Raw genomic sequence first — 14,575 nt, 5'->3', positions numbered from 1 at the left:
ATGACAAGCACCAGCACCTTCCGTATCCCCAAGGCCGAGATCACCGGCGCCTACGGCGCCCTCATGAAGCTGTTCGCCAAGAAGATGCTCGGCGGGGAGCTGCCCGACAACGGCTACGTCTACTTCCACCACAAGCCGGTCCTCAAGGCGGTCATGTCCTTCGAGAACAAGGTCAGCAAATGGGACCGGCTCGACCCGAACCTCAAGTCCTACGCCCAGCTCGCCAGCGCCGGCGCGATCGGCTGCTCGTGGTGCCTCGACTTCGGCTACTTCATGGCGCACAACGACGGCCTCGACCTGGCCAAGGTCCGCGAGGTCCCGCGGTGGCGCGAGTCCGACGTGTTCTCCCCGCTGGAGCGGGCCGTCCTCGAGTACACCGAGGCGATGACCGCCACCCCGCCCACCGTGACCGACGAGATGGTGGCCCACCTCGTCGACGAGCTCGGCTCGCCGGCGGTGGTCGAGCTGACCCAGATGGTGGCGCTGGAGAACATGCGCTCGCGGTTCAACTCCGCAGCCGGCCTCCAGAGCCAGGGCTACTCCGACGTCTGCGAGCTGCCGCTAGCCTCGCGGCCATGAGCCAGGCCTCGGGTGCCACGGACCTCTTCGTCGCGCACCGCAACCTGCTGTTCACCGTCGCCTACGAGATGCTCGGCTCCGCGGCCGACGCCGAGGACGTGCTCCAGGAGACGTGGCTGCGGTGGGCCGAGGCCAGCGAGCGGCTCGGCCCCGACGGGGTGCGCGACCCGCGCGCCTACCTCGTCCGGATCGCGACCCGCCTCGCGCTCAACCGGATCCGGTCGCTGGCACGTCGGCGGGAGGCGTACGTCGGACCGTGGCTGCCCGAGCCGCTCCTCACCTCGCCGGACGTGGCCGAGGACGTCGAGCTCGCCGACAGCGTCTCGACCGCGATGCTGCTCGTGCTCGAGACGCTGACGCCGACCGAGCGCGCGGTGTTCGTGCTGCGCGAGGTCTTCGACCTGCCCTACGACGAGATCGCCGAGGCGGTCGACAAGACCCCGGCCGCCGTGCGCCAGGTCGCGCACCGCGCGCGGTCGCACGTCGAGGCCCGGCGGCCGCGCACCGAGACGACCGCGGCAGAGCGCTCGGCGGTGGTCGAGCGGTTCCTGGCCGCGGCCGCGACCGGTGACCTGCAGTCGCTGATGGACGTGCTGGCGCCCGACGTCGTCCTCATCACCGACGGCGGCGGGCTGAAGCAGGCGGCGCTCAAGCCGATCCTCGGTGCCGAGAAGGTCCTGCGCTTCCTCATCGGCATCGCCGCCAAGGTCGGCGCCGACGGAGCGGTCCCGATGCCGGTCAACGGCGAGACCGGTCTCGGGCTGCTGCTCGACGGCGAGCTCGAGGCGGTCGCGACCATGCGCATCGAGGGCGGCAAGGTCACCGGTCTCTACCTGGTCCGCAACCCGGACAAGCTCCACCGCGTCGACGAGGCGGTCTCGCTCGCCCGCTAGGGTGGAGGCACAACGACAGGGGAGCGCCCAGGACTTCGGTCGCCGGCGCTGAGAGTGCGGAGAAGCCGCAGACCCTCCGAACCTGCTCCGGCTAGCACCGGCGAAGGGAGTCAACGATATGCGGTACGCGCCGATCGTGCTGGGGGTGGCCGCAGCCCTCCTCACGACCTCCTGCTCGCTGGTGGGCGACGACGACAGCGGGGGCGACCCGGCCGAGCGGGTCGTGCTGGTGACCCACGAGTCGTTCGTGATGTCGAAGGACCTGCAGAAGCAGTTCGAGGACGAGAGCGGCTTCGACCTGGTGGTCAGGGCCGCGGGCGACGCCGGCGCGCTCACCAACAAGCTCGTCCTCACCAAGGACGACCCGACCGGCGACGCGGTCTTCGGCATCGACAACACCTTCGGGTCGCGGGCGATCGACGAGGGTGTCCTGGCGCCCTACGCCGCCGACCTCCCCGAGGGGGCGGAGGCCTACGCGCTCGAGGGCGACGACGACCACGACCTGACCCCGGTCGACACCGGCAACGTGTGCGTCAACGTCGACGACGGCTGGTTCGCCGACCACGGCATCGCCGAGCCCCAGACCCTCGACGACCTGGCGGAGCCCGCCTACAAGGATCTCTTCGTCACCCCGGGCGCGACCACGAGCTCACCGGGCCTCGCGTTCCTGCTGACGACGATCGCGGCGTACGGCGAGGACGGCTGGCGGGACTACTGGACCCGGCTGCTCGCCAACGGTGCCGAGATCACGCAGGGCTGGTCGGACGCCTACGAGGTCGCCTTCAGCCAGGGCGGCGGGGGCGGCGACCGGCCGATCGTGCTGTCCTACGACTCCTCGCCGGCGTTCACCACCGACGGCGAGGGCGGCACCACGACGAGCGCCCTGCTCGACACCTGCTTCCGCCAGGTGGAGTACGCCGGGGTGCTGGCCGGCGCCGACAACCCGAAGGGCGCCGAGGCGCTGGTCGACTTCATGCTGGGCCACGACTTCCAGGCGGCGCTGCCGGACGCCATGTACGTCTTCCCCGTCGACGGCTCGGTGGCCCTCCCCGCCGACTGGGCGACGTTCGCGAAGCAGCCCGAGCACCCCTACACGGTCGACCCGGCCGAGATCACGGCGAACCGCGAGGCCTGGCTCCAGCAGTGGAGTGACCTCGTCTCGCGATGACGACGCGAAGGCTGCTCACCCTCGTCGGCCTGGCGCTCGGGCCGGTGCTGGTGCTGGCCGTCTTCTTCGTGCTGCCGGTGAGCGCGATGATCGGCCGCGGGTTCGACGAGGGTCCGCGGGCCGTGCTGGAGGTGCTCGGTCGTCCCCGGACGCGTCGCGTCGTGTGGTTCACGGTGTGGTCGGCCGGTGCCGCCACGCTGGTCAGCGTCGCGCTCGGGATGCCCGCGGCCCACGTCCTGCACCGCCTCGACGTCCCCGGGCGGAGCGTCGTGCGCTCCGTGCTCGTGGTGCCGTTCGTGCTGCCGACCGTGGTGGTCGGCGTGGCGTTCCGGCTGCTGGTGCGCGGCACGCCGCTCGACGGCAGCGCGCTTGCGATCGTCGCGGGGCTGGTGTTCTTCAACGTCGCGGTGGTGATCCGTGTCGTCGGGGCAGCCTGGGAGTCGCTCGACGCCCGCCCGGGTGAGGCGGCCGCCGCCCTCGGCGCCTCGCCGGCCCAGGTGTTCCGCACGGTGACCTGGCCGGCGCTGCGCCCCGCCGTCGTCTCGGCCGCGAGCGTGGTGTTCCTGTTCTGCGCGACGTCCTACGGCGTGGTCCTCACGCTGGGGGGGCTGCGCTACTCCTCGGTCGAGACCGAGATCTACCTGCTCACGACCCAGCTGCTCGACCTCCAGGCGGCGGCGGCGTTGAGCATCGTCCAGCTGCTCGCGATCACCGCACTGATCGTGGTGGTGGGTCGGCTGCGCCGGTCGCCGGACCCGACGACCGCACGCCGTCCGAACCGCGCGCGGCGGCCGGGTCGCGGAGACCTGCCGCAGGTCGTGGCCACCGTCGTCGCGCTGGCCCTGGTGGTCACGCCGCTGCTCACGCTGCTGGCCGGGTCGCTGCGAGAGGACGGCACCTGGACCCTCGCGAACTACCGCCGGCTGCGCACCGTCGGCGACGGCAACGCGCTCCTGGTGCCGGTGACCGACGCCCTGGTGACCAGCCTCCGGACCGCCGTCGACGCGACCTGGATGTCCCTGCTGCTCGGCGGTCTCATCGCCGTGGTGGTCAGCAGGCGCTCGCTGAGCCGTGCGGAGCGGGGGCTGCGCTCCACTCTCGACGCGTTCTTCATGCTGCCCCTCGGCGTCTCCGCCGTCACCCTCGGCTTCGGCTTCCTCCTGACCCTCGACACCTCCTCGCGGCTCCTGGTCCCGATCGCCCAGGCGCTGGTGGCCCTCCCGCTGGTCGTCCGCACCCTGGTGCCCGTGCTCTCGGGGGTCGACGACCGGCAGCGGCAGGCCGCGGCGTCCCTCGGGGCCGGGCCGCTGCGGACCTGCGCCACGGTCGACCTGCCCGTCGTCCGGCGTCCGCTCCTCGTCGCCGCCGGGTTCGCGTTCGCGGTCTCGCTCGGCGAGTTCGGCGCCACGTCGTTCCTCGTCCGCGACGAGCACCCGACCCTTCCCGTGGTCATCTTCCAGCTCATCGGGCGCCCGGGCAGTGAGAACTTCGGCATGGCGCTGGCCGCCTCCGTCGTGCTCGCCGCCGCCACCGCTCTCGTCGTGCTCGTCGTCGACCGGCTCGGCGTCCGGTCGCTGGGGGCGTTCTGATGCTGCGGCTGACCGACGTCTCGGTCTCCTACGACGGCGTCCCCGCCGTCCGGGACGCCTCGCTCGAGCTGCCCGACGGCCAGGTGCTCGCGGTGCTCGGCCCCTCGGGCTGCGGCAAGTCCACGCTGCTGCGCGCCGTCGCCGGGCTCGAGCCGCTCGTCGCCGGCGCGATCGCGTGGGACGGCGCCGACCTGTCGCGGGTGCCGACCCACAAGCGCGGCTTCGCGCTGATGTTCCAGGACGGGCAGCTGTTCAACCACCTCACCGTGGCCCGCAACATCGGCTACGCGTTGCGGCTGCGGCGCGCGTCCGGCATCGTCGATCGTGTCGGCGAGCTGCTGGCCCTGGTCGGTCTCGAGGGGTACGCCGACCGGCTGCCCGCGACCCTCTCGGGTGGCGAGCGGCAGCGCGTCGCCCTGGCCCGCTGCCTCGCCGTACGCCCCCGCCTGCTGCTGCTCGACGAGCCGCTGTCCGCGCTCGACACCGGGCTGCGCCAGCGCCTCGCGTCCGACCTGCGCGAGATCCTCACCGCCGAGGGCATCACCGCGCTGATGGTCACCCACGACCACGAGGAGGCGTTCACGGTCGCCGACCGGCTCGCCGTGATGCGCGCCGGTGAGATCGTGCAGCAGGGCGGCATCGACGAGGTGTGGCGCGCCCCGGCCGACGCCGAGACCGCGCTCTTCCTCGGCTACGCCCGGGTGCTCGACGGCCCGGTCCGGCTCGCCGTGCGCCGCAGCGCCTTCCGGGTCGACCCGGAGGGGTCGCTGCGGGGCACGGTGCTCGAGGCGCGGGTCACGCCCGAGCAGGTCCGGGTCGTGGTCGACGTCGAGGACGTCGGCGAGGTGGACGCGGTGGCGCCGCTCGGGCAGCACCCGGCGGCCGGCCAGCACGTCCGGCTGAGCCTCGACTCCACGCGCACGGCGGTCGTCGGCGGCTGAACGCGGTCGCCGCGGTGCCGGTGTGCCTCCCTACACTGACGACCGTGTATCGCCGCGCGTGGGCCCTCATGGCCGTCCTGGCCCTGGGGATGGCGACGTGGGCGGTCGTCGAGGCCGTCGTCCTCGACAAGAAGCTGGTCGACCCCGAGGGCAGCTTCCTCGGCCCGTCCTACATCCGGCTGCCCCTCCTGCTGACGGGGGCGCTGCTGCTCGACCTGCTGCCGCTGGCGGTGTTCGTCAACCTCCGCACGCCGGGGCGGATCCCGGGCGCCGTCAGGCAGCGCATCCGCACGCACTGGAACAGGGATCGCATCATCCTCGTCGCGTCGGGGATCACGAGCTTCTACGTCGTCTACGTGACCTACCGCAACATCAAGTCGTTCCTGCCCTTCGTCATCGAGACGAAGTACGACCGCGAGCTCCACCTGCTCGACCACGCGCTGCTGTTCGGCCACGACCCGGCCACCGTGCTGCACACCGTGCTCGGCACCGGCGTCTCGGCGTACGTGCTGTCGTTCGTCTACCTGTGGTTCCTGCCGATGGTGCCCCTGGTCGTCACGGCGTGGGTGGTGTGGTCGCGCAACCTGTCCTACGGCTACTGGTTCGTGACCTCGCAGTGCATGGCCTGGGTGCTCGGGACCATCTCCTACTACGCGCTGCCCACCCTCGGCCCCGGCTTCCGCTACGTGCAGCTCTACGTCGACCTGCCGCACACGCCGTCGAAGCGGCTGATGGACTCCCTCGACTTCACCCGCGACTACGTCGTCACCGGCTCGCTGAGCAACGCGGTGCAGTCGGTGGCCGGGTTCGCGAGCCTGCACTGCGGCATCACGATGCTCGTCGCGCTGATGGTGCAGTACACGATCCGCATCAGGTGGCTGCGCATCGCGGTGTGGGTCAACTTCGGCATCACCGCGATCGCCACGCTCTACTTCGGCTGGCACTACATCGCCGACGACGTCGCAGGCGTCCTGATCGCGCTCCTCAGCTTCTACGTCGGCGGCCTGGCCAGCGGCCAGAAGTTCGTGCGCCACGGCGAGCGCTCGCCCGAGACGGTGCCCGCCGAAGTTACAACGGTGTAGTACGTCAAGGCGACACGCCGACGGATCGAAGAAATCTGGCCGTTTTGGGTTGACCTTGGCCCGGATCGCCTTACGGTTGGTGTTCGTGCGCCACAAGTGACACATGTGGGATGTGTGACTGGCGGTGCGCGCCGAGACCGGCTCGGGGAAGGAGCCGGTCGCGAACCGTATGAGGGGTCGAGGCCGTGCGCGCGCGGAGTGGTGTGGTGGGAGTCGTGCTGTCGTGCGCCGTGGGGCTGACGGTCCCGGCCGCGTGGGCCGCCGATCCCGACGGGCCCGTGTCGCAGCAGGAGGTCGACGCCGCCGAGTCGGCGGTCGACGCGGCGGCCCTCGACGTGGCCTCGGTGCGGGGCAGGCTCGCCGCGGCGCAGCAGCGGCTCGAGGCCGCGCAGGTCGACGCTGCCAAGGCGGCCGAGGCGTTCAACGGGGCCCGCTACGAGGCACAGCAGGCGGCCGAGGCCTCGCGCCTCGCCCAGGAGCAGTCAGCTGCAGCGGCCGCGGACCTCGAGCGGCAGCGCGCGGCGTACGCCGAGGCCGCGATCGCCGCCTACCAGTTCTCCCCCCAGCTCACCGCGCTCGGCGCGATCAGCGAGGCCGACGGCGTGAGCGAGGTGCTCGAGAGCACCTCCGCGCTGCAGAACGCCGAGTCCGGTCTCGAGGGCCGCTACGACGCCTACGGCGAGGCCGCGGACGTGGCGGAGGAGTCCGAGTCGCGGGCCGCCGAGGCGCTCGCCGACGCCCGCGCCAGCGCGGAGCGCGCCAGGGACACCCGCGACGCCGCCCGCGACGCCGAGGCAGCCGCCGCCGCGGAGGCCGGCACCTACACCGCCGAGCGCGACGAGATGATCGGCCAGCTGGCCCGGCTGCAGGGCGTCAGCACCGCGCTCGCCGAGCAGCGCCAGGACCAGCTCGACGCGCAGGCCGCTGCCGCTGCCGCCGCGGCTGCGGAGGAGGCTGCCGAGGAGGCCGAGGACGAGGAGCACGAGACTCCTCCGCCCGCCCCGACTGCGGCGCCCACGCCGACGGCGGCACCGAGCCCGACTGCGGCACCGAGCCCGACGGCCGCGCCGACCACCTCGCCGACGCCCACTGCCCCGACGCCGACCCCCACCGCGACGGCCTCACCGACCCCGCCTCCGCCGCCCCTGCCGCCCCCGCCGCCCGCGAGCGGTGGTGCCTCGGCCGCGATCGCCTTCGCCCGCGCCCAGCTCGGGGAGCCCTATCACTACGGCGCCGCAGGCCCGAGCTCGTGGGACTGCTCGGGCCTCACGATGCGGGCCTGGGAGGCCGGCGGGAAGTCGCTGCCCCACTACTCGGTGGCGCAGTACCAGCAGTCGACACCGATCACGCTCGCCCAGCTCCAGCCGGGTGACCTGCTCTTCTGGAGCGACGGCGGCCCGAGCTCGATCTACCACGTCGCCCTCTACACCGGCGGCGGCATGATGATCCACGCGCCGCGACCGGGCCGCGTGGTCGAGGAGGTGTCCATGTACCACTGGATCACCCCGAAGTACTTCGCCCGGCCGTAAGGGGTGTCTCGCTGGGTACCCTCGGCCCGTGGCCACGGAGACGACCGCACCCGCAGACGAGCAGCCCGCCGAGGACTCACCGCAGCACGACGGCGAGGCTCCCGAGCCCGAGGCGGACGGCTACGTCCAGCCGACTGTCGACGTCGCGGCACTGACCGCGCTGCTCGACGGCCGCTACGCCGAGGTGCGGCAGCTGGTGCGCACCAACCTGGTGGAGTACTCCTCGATCCTCGAGGAGGCCGAGACCCTCGACCGGGCCGCGTTCCGCGAGCGGGTGAAGGACGTCGTGGTCGAGATGGCGGCGACGGGGCAGACCGGCATGGGGTTCCCGAAGGAGTACGGCGGCGGTGGCGACGTCGGTGCGTCGTTCGCGGCGTTCGAGACCCTCGCCTTCGGCGACCTCTCCGTGCTGGTCAAGGTCGGTGTGCAGTTCGGGCTGTTCGGCGGCGCGATCCTGCAGCTCGGCACCAAGCGGCACCACGACCGCTACCTCGCGGACCTGATCACGGGCAGGCTCATGGGCTGCTTCGCGATGACCGAGACCGGGCACGGGTCCAACGTGCAGGCGCTCGGCACCGTCGCGAGGTACGACGCCGGGTCCGGCGAGTTCGTGATCACCACCGAGGGTCCCGAGGCCAACAAGGACTACATCGGCAACGCCGCGACCCACGCCGAGCTCGCCGTGGTCTTCGCGCAGCTCGAGGTCGACGGGCCCGAGGGTCCCGTGCGGCACGGCGTGCACGCGTTCGTCGCGCCCATCCGCGAGGACGGGCGGCCGGCGGCGGGCGTCCGGATCGAGGACGACGGCCTCAAGATGGGCCTCAACGGCGTCGACAACGGCCGGCTCTGGTTCGACGGCGTGCGGGTGCCGCGGGAGGCGCTGCTCAACCGCTTCGCCGACGTCGACGAGGACGGCACCTACCGCAGCGACATCGAGAACCCAAACCGCCGCTTCTTCACCATGCTCGGCACCCTGATCCAGGGCCGGGTCTGCGTCGGCGGCGCCGGCATCAACGCCAGCAAGGTCGCGCTCGCCATCGCGGTCCGCTACGCCCTCAGGCGGCGCCAGTTCGAGGCGACGTCGGAGGACGAGGAGGAGCTGCTCCTCGACTACGGCCAGCACCAGCGCCGGCTGTTCCCGCTGCTCGCCCACACCTACGCGCTGCACTTCGCGCAGGAGGTCGTGGCCGGGCAGTGCCACCGGGCGTTCTCCGGCGAGGTGGGTGACGACAAGGACGGCGAGAAGTTCGTCCGCGAGCTCGAGTCGCGCGCGGCCGGCACCAAGGCGCTCGGCACCTGGCACGCGACCCGCACCATCCAGGAGTGCCGCGAGGCGTGCGGCGGCGCGGGCTACCTGGCCGAGAACCGCTTCACCGCGCTCAAGGCAGACACCGACGTCTTCACCACCTTCGAGGGCGACAACACCGTCCTGCTCCAGCTCGTCGCGAAGGGCCTGCTCACCGACTACTCCTCGTCGTTCTCCGACCTCGACCAGCTCGGCATGGTGCGGTTCGTCGCCGGCCTCGCCGTCGAGACCGTCGTCGAGCGGATGAGGGTGCACTCGCTGGTCGAGCGGGTGCGCGACCTGCTGCCGGGCGGCGACCAGTGGGACCAGGAGGCGGGGCTGCTCGACCCCGCCTACCAGCTCGCGATGCTGCGCTTCCGCGAGGAGCACATGCTCGCCGGCGTCGCCCGGCGCCTCAAGCGCGGTATCGACGAGGGCATGAACCCCGGCGAGGTGTTCTCGCTCGTCCAGGACCACGTCATCCACGCCGCCCGCGCGCACGTCGAGCGGCTGGTGCTCGAGGCGTTCGTCGACAAGACCGCGGCGATGGAGGACGGCGACAACAAGGTCGCCCTCAACCTCCTGTGCGACCTGCACGCGCTCAGCACCATCGAGGCCGACCGCGCGTGGTTCATGGAGCACGGCCGCCTCTCCGGCGCCCGCTCCAAGGCGATCAGCCGCGAGATCAACGCGCTGTGCCGCAAGGTGCGACCGCTCGCGCGCGACCTCGTCGACGCGTTCGGCGTGCCCGACGAGATGCTGCGCGCGAAGGACCTCACCGCGTGAAGGTGCCCGGTCTCCGGGGCCGGACGTGAGCCGCCGTCGGTCCGGGCTCAGCCGTCGCCCTTGAGCCGCTCGAACGACGCGCGCACCTCTGCCTCGGCCTCGGTGCGGCCGACCCACTCGGCGCCCTCGACGGACTTGCCGGGCTCGAGGTCCTTGTAGACCTCGAAGAAGTGCTGGATCTCCAGGCGGTCGAACTTCGGCACGTGGTTGATGTCGCGGATGTGCTCGAGGCGCGGGTCGGTCGACGGCACGCACAGCACCTTGTCGTCGCCGCCGGCCTCGTCGGTCATGCGGAACATGCCGATCGCGCGGCACTTGATCAGGCAGCCCGGGAACGTCGGCTCCTGGAGCAGCACGAGCGCGTCGAGCGGGTCGCCGTCGAGGCCGAGGGTGTTCTCGATGAACCCGTAGTCGGCCGGATACTGGGTCGAGGTGAAGAGCGTCCGGTCGAGCCGGATGCGGCCGGAGTCGTGGTCGACCTCGTACTTGTTGCGCTGGCCCTTGGGGATCTCCACGAGCACGTCGAAGTCCATGTCAGGCATCCTCCCGCACAATGTCCTCGTCGTATGCACGAGCGAGGGGGTTTCGTTGTCGGGACGTGAGCGGGGCCACGGACTCGTGGGTCGTGCCGTGGTCGCGCTCCTCGTGGTGGCGCTGCTGCTCGGCGGGGTCGCGGCCTGGCGCCTCGACCTGGTCGACCGGCTGTCCGGCGACGAGCCGGACGCCGCCCCGGCCGCGCCCGCCGGGCCGGGCGAGGTCGAGCCGCCGCCCGGGCTCGACCTGCCCGCGCTGACCGACCCGGCGCCGGTGGACGCCCCGGTGACGCCGCCGGGACGCATGGACCCGGCGCTCGTGCAGGCCGCCCTGGCCCCGCACCTCGCGGATCCCGCGCTCGGCGGGCACGTCGTGGGCGCCGTCGCCGACCTCACCGCGCCGCGGCCGGTCGTCCGCGTCGGCGACGGTCGGGCGGCGATGCCGGCCTCGACCACCAAGCTGCTGACCGCGACGGCGGCTCTGTCGGTGCTCGGGCCGGAGACCCGGTTCACCACCCGCGTGGTCGCGGGTGGCAGGAAGCGGATCGTGCTGGTCGGTGGCGGCGACCCGTTCCTGAGCTCCAAGCCGCTCCCGGCCGCCTATCCGGCCCGCGCCGACGTGCGCACGCTGGCCGCCAGCACCGCCGCCGCGCTGGCGGCGCAGGGCCGGACCTCGGTGCGGCTCGGCTACGACGACTCGCTGTTCTCCGAGCCGTCGTTCAACCCCGCGTGGCCGGCCCACTACCTGCCCGAGCACGTCGTCTCGCGCGTCACCGCGCTGTGGGTCGACGAGGGCCGGCCCGCGCAGGGCTCGGGCCGGGTCGACGACCCGTCGCTGTACGCCGCCCAGACCTTCGCCGCCGCGCTCACCGCCCACGGCATCACCGTCCTCGGCGACCCGACCCACGGCGTCGCCGCCGAGGGGCGCGAGCTGGCGTCCGTGCAGTCGGCGCCGCTCCGCGAGATCGCCGCCCGGGTGCTCGAGGTGAGCGACAACGAGGGCGCCGAGGTGCTCTCGCACCAGGTCGGCAGGGCGGTGTCCGGCAGCGGCACGTTCGCCGACGGTGCCGCGGCGGTCACCAGCACGCTCCAGGGGCTGGGCGTCACGGCGCCGTTCGAGGTGCACGACGGCAGCGGCCTCTCGCGCGAGAACCGCATCACCCCGCTCGCGCTCGTGCAGGTGCTCCGGCTGGCGTTCGACCCCGCGCACCCCGAGCTCAACGCCATCACCGCGGGGCTGCCGGTGGCGGGCTTCACGGGGTCGCTCACCAACCGGTTCGACTCGCCGTTCCCCGAGTCGCGCGGCCTGGTGCGCGCCAAGACCGGCACGCTCACCAACGTCAGCAGCCTGGCCGGCATCGCGGTCGACCAGGACGGCCACGAGATGCTGTTCGCGCTGATGGCCGACCAGATCGCCAAGCCCGACGAGACCAAGGCCCAGCACGCGCTCGACGCCGCCGCCGGTGCCCTCGGCGCCTGCCACTGCGGATAGCCCTCGGTCTGGGACCATCGCCCCATGACGCAGACGCCGCAGGCCGGGTGGTTCGTCGACCCGGAGGACGCCACCCAGTTCCGCTACTGGGACGGCTCGGCCTGGACCGACCACCGCTCCCCGCGCGGGCCGGCGGGGAGCGACCAGCTCTCCCGGGCCGCCGACGACCTCGCCGACGGGCTGTCGCGCGGGCTCACGGCGGTGGGCAGCTGGGTCAGCCAGAACGCCGCGCCGGCCCGCCCGGGCGTGCCGACGTTCGCCTCCGTGGCGGCGTCGTGCCGCGACGAGCCGGCCCGGCAGCCGCTGTCGGTCCGCACGCAGCTCGTGCTCGCACCCACCGACCTCGCCGGGGTCGCGGCCGTGTTCGCCCAGGCCCAGACCGCCGTGACCGCCGAGGGCGCGACGCTCGACAACGAGCACTGCCGGCTGGTGCCCAACCCCTGGGACCCCGCGGTCCCGAACGGCGTCGCCGTGCTCGTCGGCGCGACGATGGTCGGGCGGCTGCCGGCCGAGCTCGAGGCGTCGTACTGCCCGCCGCTGGCGCAGCTCACCAGCAAGGGTCTGCTCGCGACCGCGGTCGCCGACCTGTGGGCGCAGGGCGAGCCCGGACGCGTCACCGCCGCGCGGGTCACCGTCGACCTGCCCGAGCCCGCCCGGCTCGGCTGACGGAGGTCAGGCCCGCGCCTCGCCGCCCCAGTTGGCGAGCTTGGTGGCGATCGTGCGGAGGTCGGCGCGCCACACGTCCTCCGGTCCGGGCGGCAGGACGTCGTCCCACTCGATGGTGGGCGAGCCGATGACGCCGGTGAGCCGGGCGGTGCGTGCCACGAACCAGGTGTGGGCGTGCGCCCCGCCGTCCCCGTAGCGCAGCACGTGGCAGCGCGCGACGTGGTCGAGTCCCTCCACGATGCGCACCAGCCGGTTGGAGATGCGTCCGTGCTGCGAGGCGAGCTCGTCGTCGAGCTGGCCGAAGTCGAGGTGCAGCCGCGGCTCGAGGATCATCACGACCGGCAGGCCGCTGGGCCGGCCGACGTGCTTGAGCACCCAGACGTCGTCCTCCCAGATGAGGTTCTCCGACGGCGTGCCGAAGCACGACGGGCACGGCTTGTCGGGCGTCTCCCCGGCACGCGGCGGGTCGTCGGACGGCGGCGGCAGCTCGCGCGGCACGAGCGCGCCGTCCACGACCTCCCAGGGGAAGTTGTCCCAGTCGTTGCTGGGCGGCGCAGGCAGCCGGCCGCCGTCGCCGACGGCCTCGCGGATGCGGGCGTGGACCTGCTCGGCTGACTGGGCCATGCCGTCACCCTGCCAAACGCCTGACCGCGGCCGACCGGTGGGGGACCTAGGCTGATCCCATGGCCGACCTGAGGTTGCCGACCGCCCCCGAGATCGACGGCACCGCCCACCTCCACTCCGGGAAGGTGCGCGACCTCTACGAGCTGACCGGGGGCCCGCACGAGGGCCGGCTGCTCATGGTGGCGAGCGACCGCATCTCGATCTTCGACTTCGTGCTCGACACCACGATCCCCGACAAGGGCGAGCTGCTGACCCGGATGTCGCTGTGGTGGTCCGACCAACTCTCCGACGTCGTGCCGAACCACGTCGTCTCGACCGACGTGCCCGACGCGGTGCGCGGCCGGGCCGTGGTGTGCGAGCGGCTGGACATGTACCCCGTCGAGTGCGTGGCCCGCGGCTACCTGACCGGCTCGGGCCTGCTCGACTACCTCGCGAGCGGCGAGGTCTGCGGCATCCCGCTGCCCGCCGGCCTGGAGGACGGCAGCCGGCTGCCCGAGCCGATCTTCACGCCGGCCACCAAGGCCGACCTCGGCGACCACGACGAGAACGTGTCGTACGACGCGGTGGTCAGCAGCCTCGGCGCGGAGCGGGCCGCCGAGCTGCGCGCGCTGACCCTCGAGATCTACGGGCGGGCCGACGCGATCGCGCGCGAGCGCGGCATCATCCTGGCCGACACCAAGCTCGAGTTCGGCGCCCGCGGCGACGGCACGACGGTGCTCGCCGACGAGGTCCTCACCCCCGACTCCTCGCGGTTCTGGCCTGCAGCGCAGTGGCAGCCGGGTCGCGCGCAGCCGTCGTACGACAAGCAGATCGTGCGCAACTGGGCGCTGTCCACCGAGTCCGGCTGGGACCGCGCATCCGGCGAGGCGCCGCCGCCGCTGCCCCCCGAGGTGGTCGAGCGCACCCGGGCGCGCTACGTCGAGGCCTACGAACGCCTCACCGGGCAGACGTTCTGACCGGCTCACCGGTGGCGCGCCAGCTGCACGGCACCGTGTCCTTCGACGTGCCGGCAGCGGTCGCCTTCGACTACCTGGCCGACCCGCGCAACCGACCGCAGTGGCAGTCCTCGCTCCGCGCGGTCGAGGGGGTCACGGGCGACCCGCGTCCCGGGCAGACCTGGACCGACGTGACCGTGCCCGGCCTCCGGCCGGCCATGCGCACCGACGTGCTGGAGCGGCCGCGGCTGTGGTCGGAGTCAGGGACGTGGCGCAGGGTGCGCGCGGACCTGACCCTGCGGTTCGAGCCGGTGGGGGAGCGGGCCTGCGAGGTCCGCTACGCGTTCCGCATCCACCTCCTCGGCCCTCTGGGCCTCGCCGCGAGCGCGGTGTCGGTGCCCGCCGTGCGCCGCGACCTGCAGCGAGCCGCGAAGATCCTCTCGTCGCGGGCGTGAGCCCTCGGTAGGTTGGCC

At 73.0% G+C, this 14,575-nt stretch carries 14 protein-coding genes and 1 riboswitch; of the genes, 12 read left to right on the top strand and 2 right to left on the bottom strand.

The features are described 5' to 3' along the window. The 8 genes from G514_RS0118980 (at position 1) to G514_RS27810 (ending at position 9,852) form a co-directional block, all read left to right on the top strand. Entirely contained in the window at positions 1–579 is a 579-nt protein-coding gene (locus tag G514_RS0118980) for a carboxymuconolactone decarboxylase family protein (protein ID WP_028653030.1), read from the top strand. Beyond that, positions 576–1,472 (top strand): RNA polymerase sigma-70 factor, encoded by an 897-nt coding sequence (locus tag G514_RS0118975; RefSeq protein ID WP_028653029.1) that lies wholly within the window; start codon positions 576–578, stop codon positions 1,470–1,472. Before G514_RS0118980 ends, G514_RS0118975 begins: the two co-directional genes overlap by 4 nt. A gap of 7 nt (positions 1,473–1,479) precedes the next feature. Continuing rightward, positions 1,480–1,598, top strand: a riboswitch (TPP riboswitch). A gap of 19 nt (positions 1,599–1,617) precedes the next feature. Then, positions 1,618–2,640 carry a thiamine ABC transporter substrate-binding protein gene (locus G514_RS0118970; protein ID WP_245582271.1) on the top strand — a complete coding sequence of 341 codons (1,023 nt, stop codon included), beginning with the start codon at positions 1,618–1,620 and terminating at the stop codon, positions 2,638–2,640. After that, positions 2,637–4,229 (top strand): ABC transporter permease, encoded by a 1,593-nt coding sequence (locus G514_RS0118965; RefSeq protein ID WP_028653027.1) that lies wholly within the window; start codon positions 2,637–2,639, stop codon positions 4,227–4,229. Before G514_RS0118970 ends, G514_RS0118965 begins: the two co-directional genes overlap by 4 nt. Continuing rightward, entirely contained in the window at positions 4,229–5,170 is a 942-nt protein-coding gene (locus G514_RS0118960; RefSeq protein ID WP_157545024.1) for an ABC transporter ATP-binding protein, read from the top strand. The genes G514_RS0118965 and G514_RS0118960 overlap by 1 nt, the downstream gene beginning before the upstream one ends. A 44-nt stretch (positions 5,171–5,214) precedes the next feature. Continuing rightward, positions 5,215–6,252 carry a phosphatase PAP2 family protein gene (locus G514_RS0118955; RefSeq protein WP_028653025.1) on the top strand — a complete coding sequence of 346 codons (1,038 nt, stop codon included), beginning with the start codon at positions 5,215–5,217 and terminating at the stop codon, positions 6,250–6,252. A gap of 206 nt (positions 6,253–6,458) precedes the next feature. After that, entirely contained in the window at positions 6,459–7,781 is a 1,323-nt protein-coding gene (locus G514_RS31325) for a C40 family peptidase (RefSeq protein ID WP_157545022.1), read from the top strand. Between the two features lie 28 nt (positions 7,782–7,809). Continuing rightward, positions 7,810–9,852, top strand: coding sequence for an acyl-CoA dehydrogenase family protein (locus G514_RS27810; protein ID WP_084152236.1), 2,043 nt, complete (start codon positions 7,810–7,812; stop codon positions 9,850–9,852). A 47-nt stretch (positions 9,853–9,899) separates the two neighbouring features. On the opposite strand, the gene G514_RS0118940 is transcribed toward G514_RS27810, so the two are convergent. Next, entirely contained in the window at positions 9,900–10,385 is a 486-nt protein-coding gene (locus tag G514_RS0118940; RefSeq protein ID WP_028653024.1) for an inorganic diphosphatase, read from the bottom strand. Between the two features lie 97 nt (positions 10,386–10,482). On the opposite strand from G514_RS0118940, the gene dacB reads away from it, so the two are divergent. Both dacB and G514_RS0118930 read left to right on the top strand, forming a co-directional pair. Continuing rightward, positions 10,483–11,877 carry a D-alanyl-D-alanine carboxypeptidase/D-alanyl-D-alanine endopeptidase gene (dacB, locus tag G514_RS27805; protein ID WP_051247787.1) on the top strand — a complete coding sequence of 465 codons (1,395 nt, stop codon included), beginning with the start codon at positions 10,483–10,485 and terminating at the stop codon, positions 11,875–11,877. Positions 11,878–11,901: 24 nt separating this feature from the next. Next, the gene (locus G514_RS0118930) at positions 11,902–12,543 is read left to right on the top strand and encodes a DUF2510 domain-containing protein (protein ID WP_028653023.1); all 642 of its coding nucleotides are present in this window, start codon (positions 11,902–11,904) and stop codon (positions 12,541–12,543) included. Between the two features lie 6 nt (positions 12,544–12,549). On the opposite strand, the gene G514_RS27800 is transcribed toward G514_RS0118930, so the two are convergent. Then, positions 12,550–13,167 (bottom strand): hypothetical protein, encoded by a 618-nt coding sequence (locus tag G514_RS27800; RefSeq protein WP_084152235.1) that lies wholly within the window; start codon positions 13,165–13,167, stop codon positions 12,550–12,552. A gap of 59 nt (positions 13,168–13,226) precedes the next feature. Here G514_RS27800 and G514_RS0118920 point away from each other — a divergent pair, with 59 nt between their 5' ends. Together G514_RS0118920 and G514_RS0118915 are read left to right on the top strand one after the other, a co-directional pair. Beyond that, positions 13,227–14,123 carry a phosphoribosylaminoimidazolesuccinocarboxamide synthase gene (locus tag G514_RS0118920; protein WP_028653022.1) on the top strand — a complete coding sequence of 299 codons (897 nt, stop codon included), beginning with the start codon at positions 13,227–13,229 and terminating at the stop codon, positions 14,121–14,123. A gap of 11 nt (positions 14,124–14,134) precedes the next feature. Continuing rightward, positions 14,135–14,557: an SRPBCC family protein gene (locus tag G514_RS0118915; protein WP_028653021.1), complete on the top strand. Its 423-nt coding sequence runs from the start codon at positions 14,135–14,137 to the stop codon at positions 14,555–14,557. Positions 14,558–14,575: the final 18 nt, after the last annotated feature.

The sequence above is a fragment of the Nocardioides halotolerans DSM 19273 genome, assembly GCF_000422805.1.
Classification (GTDB): Bacteria; Actinomycetota; Actinomycetes; order Propionibacteriales; family Nocardioidaceae; genus Nocardioides; species Nocardioides halotolerans.
This window is presented reverse-complemented; position numbering and strand designations above follow the sequence as displayed.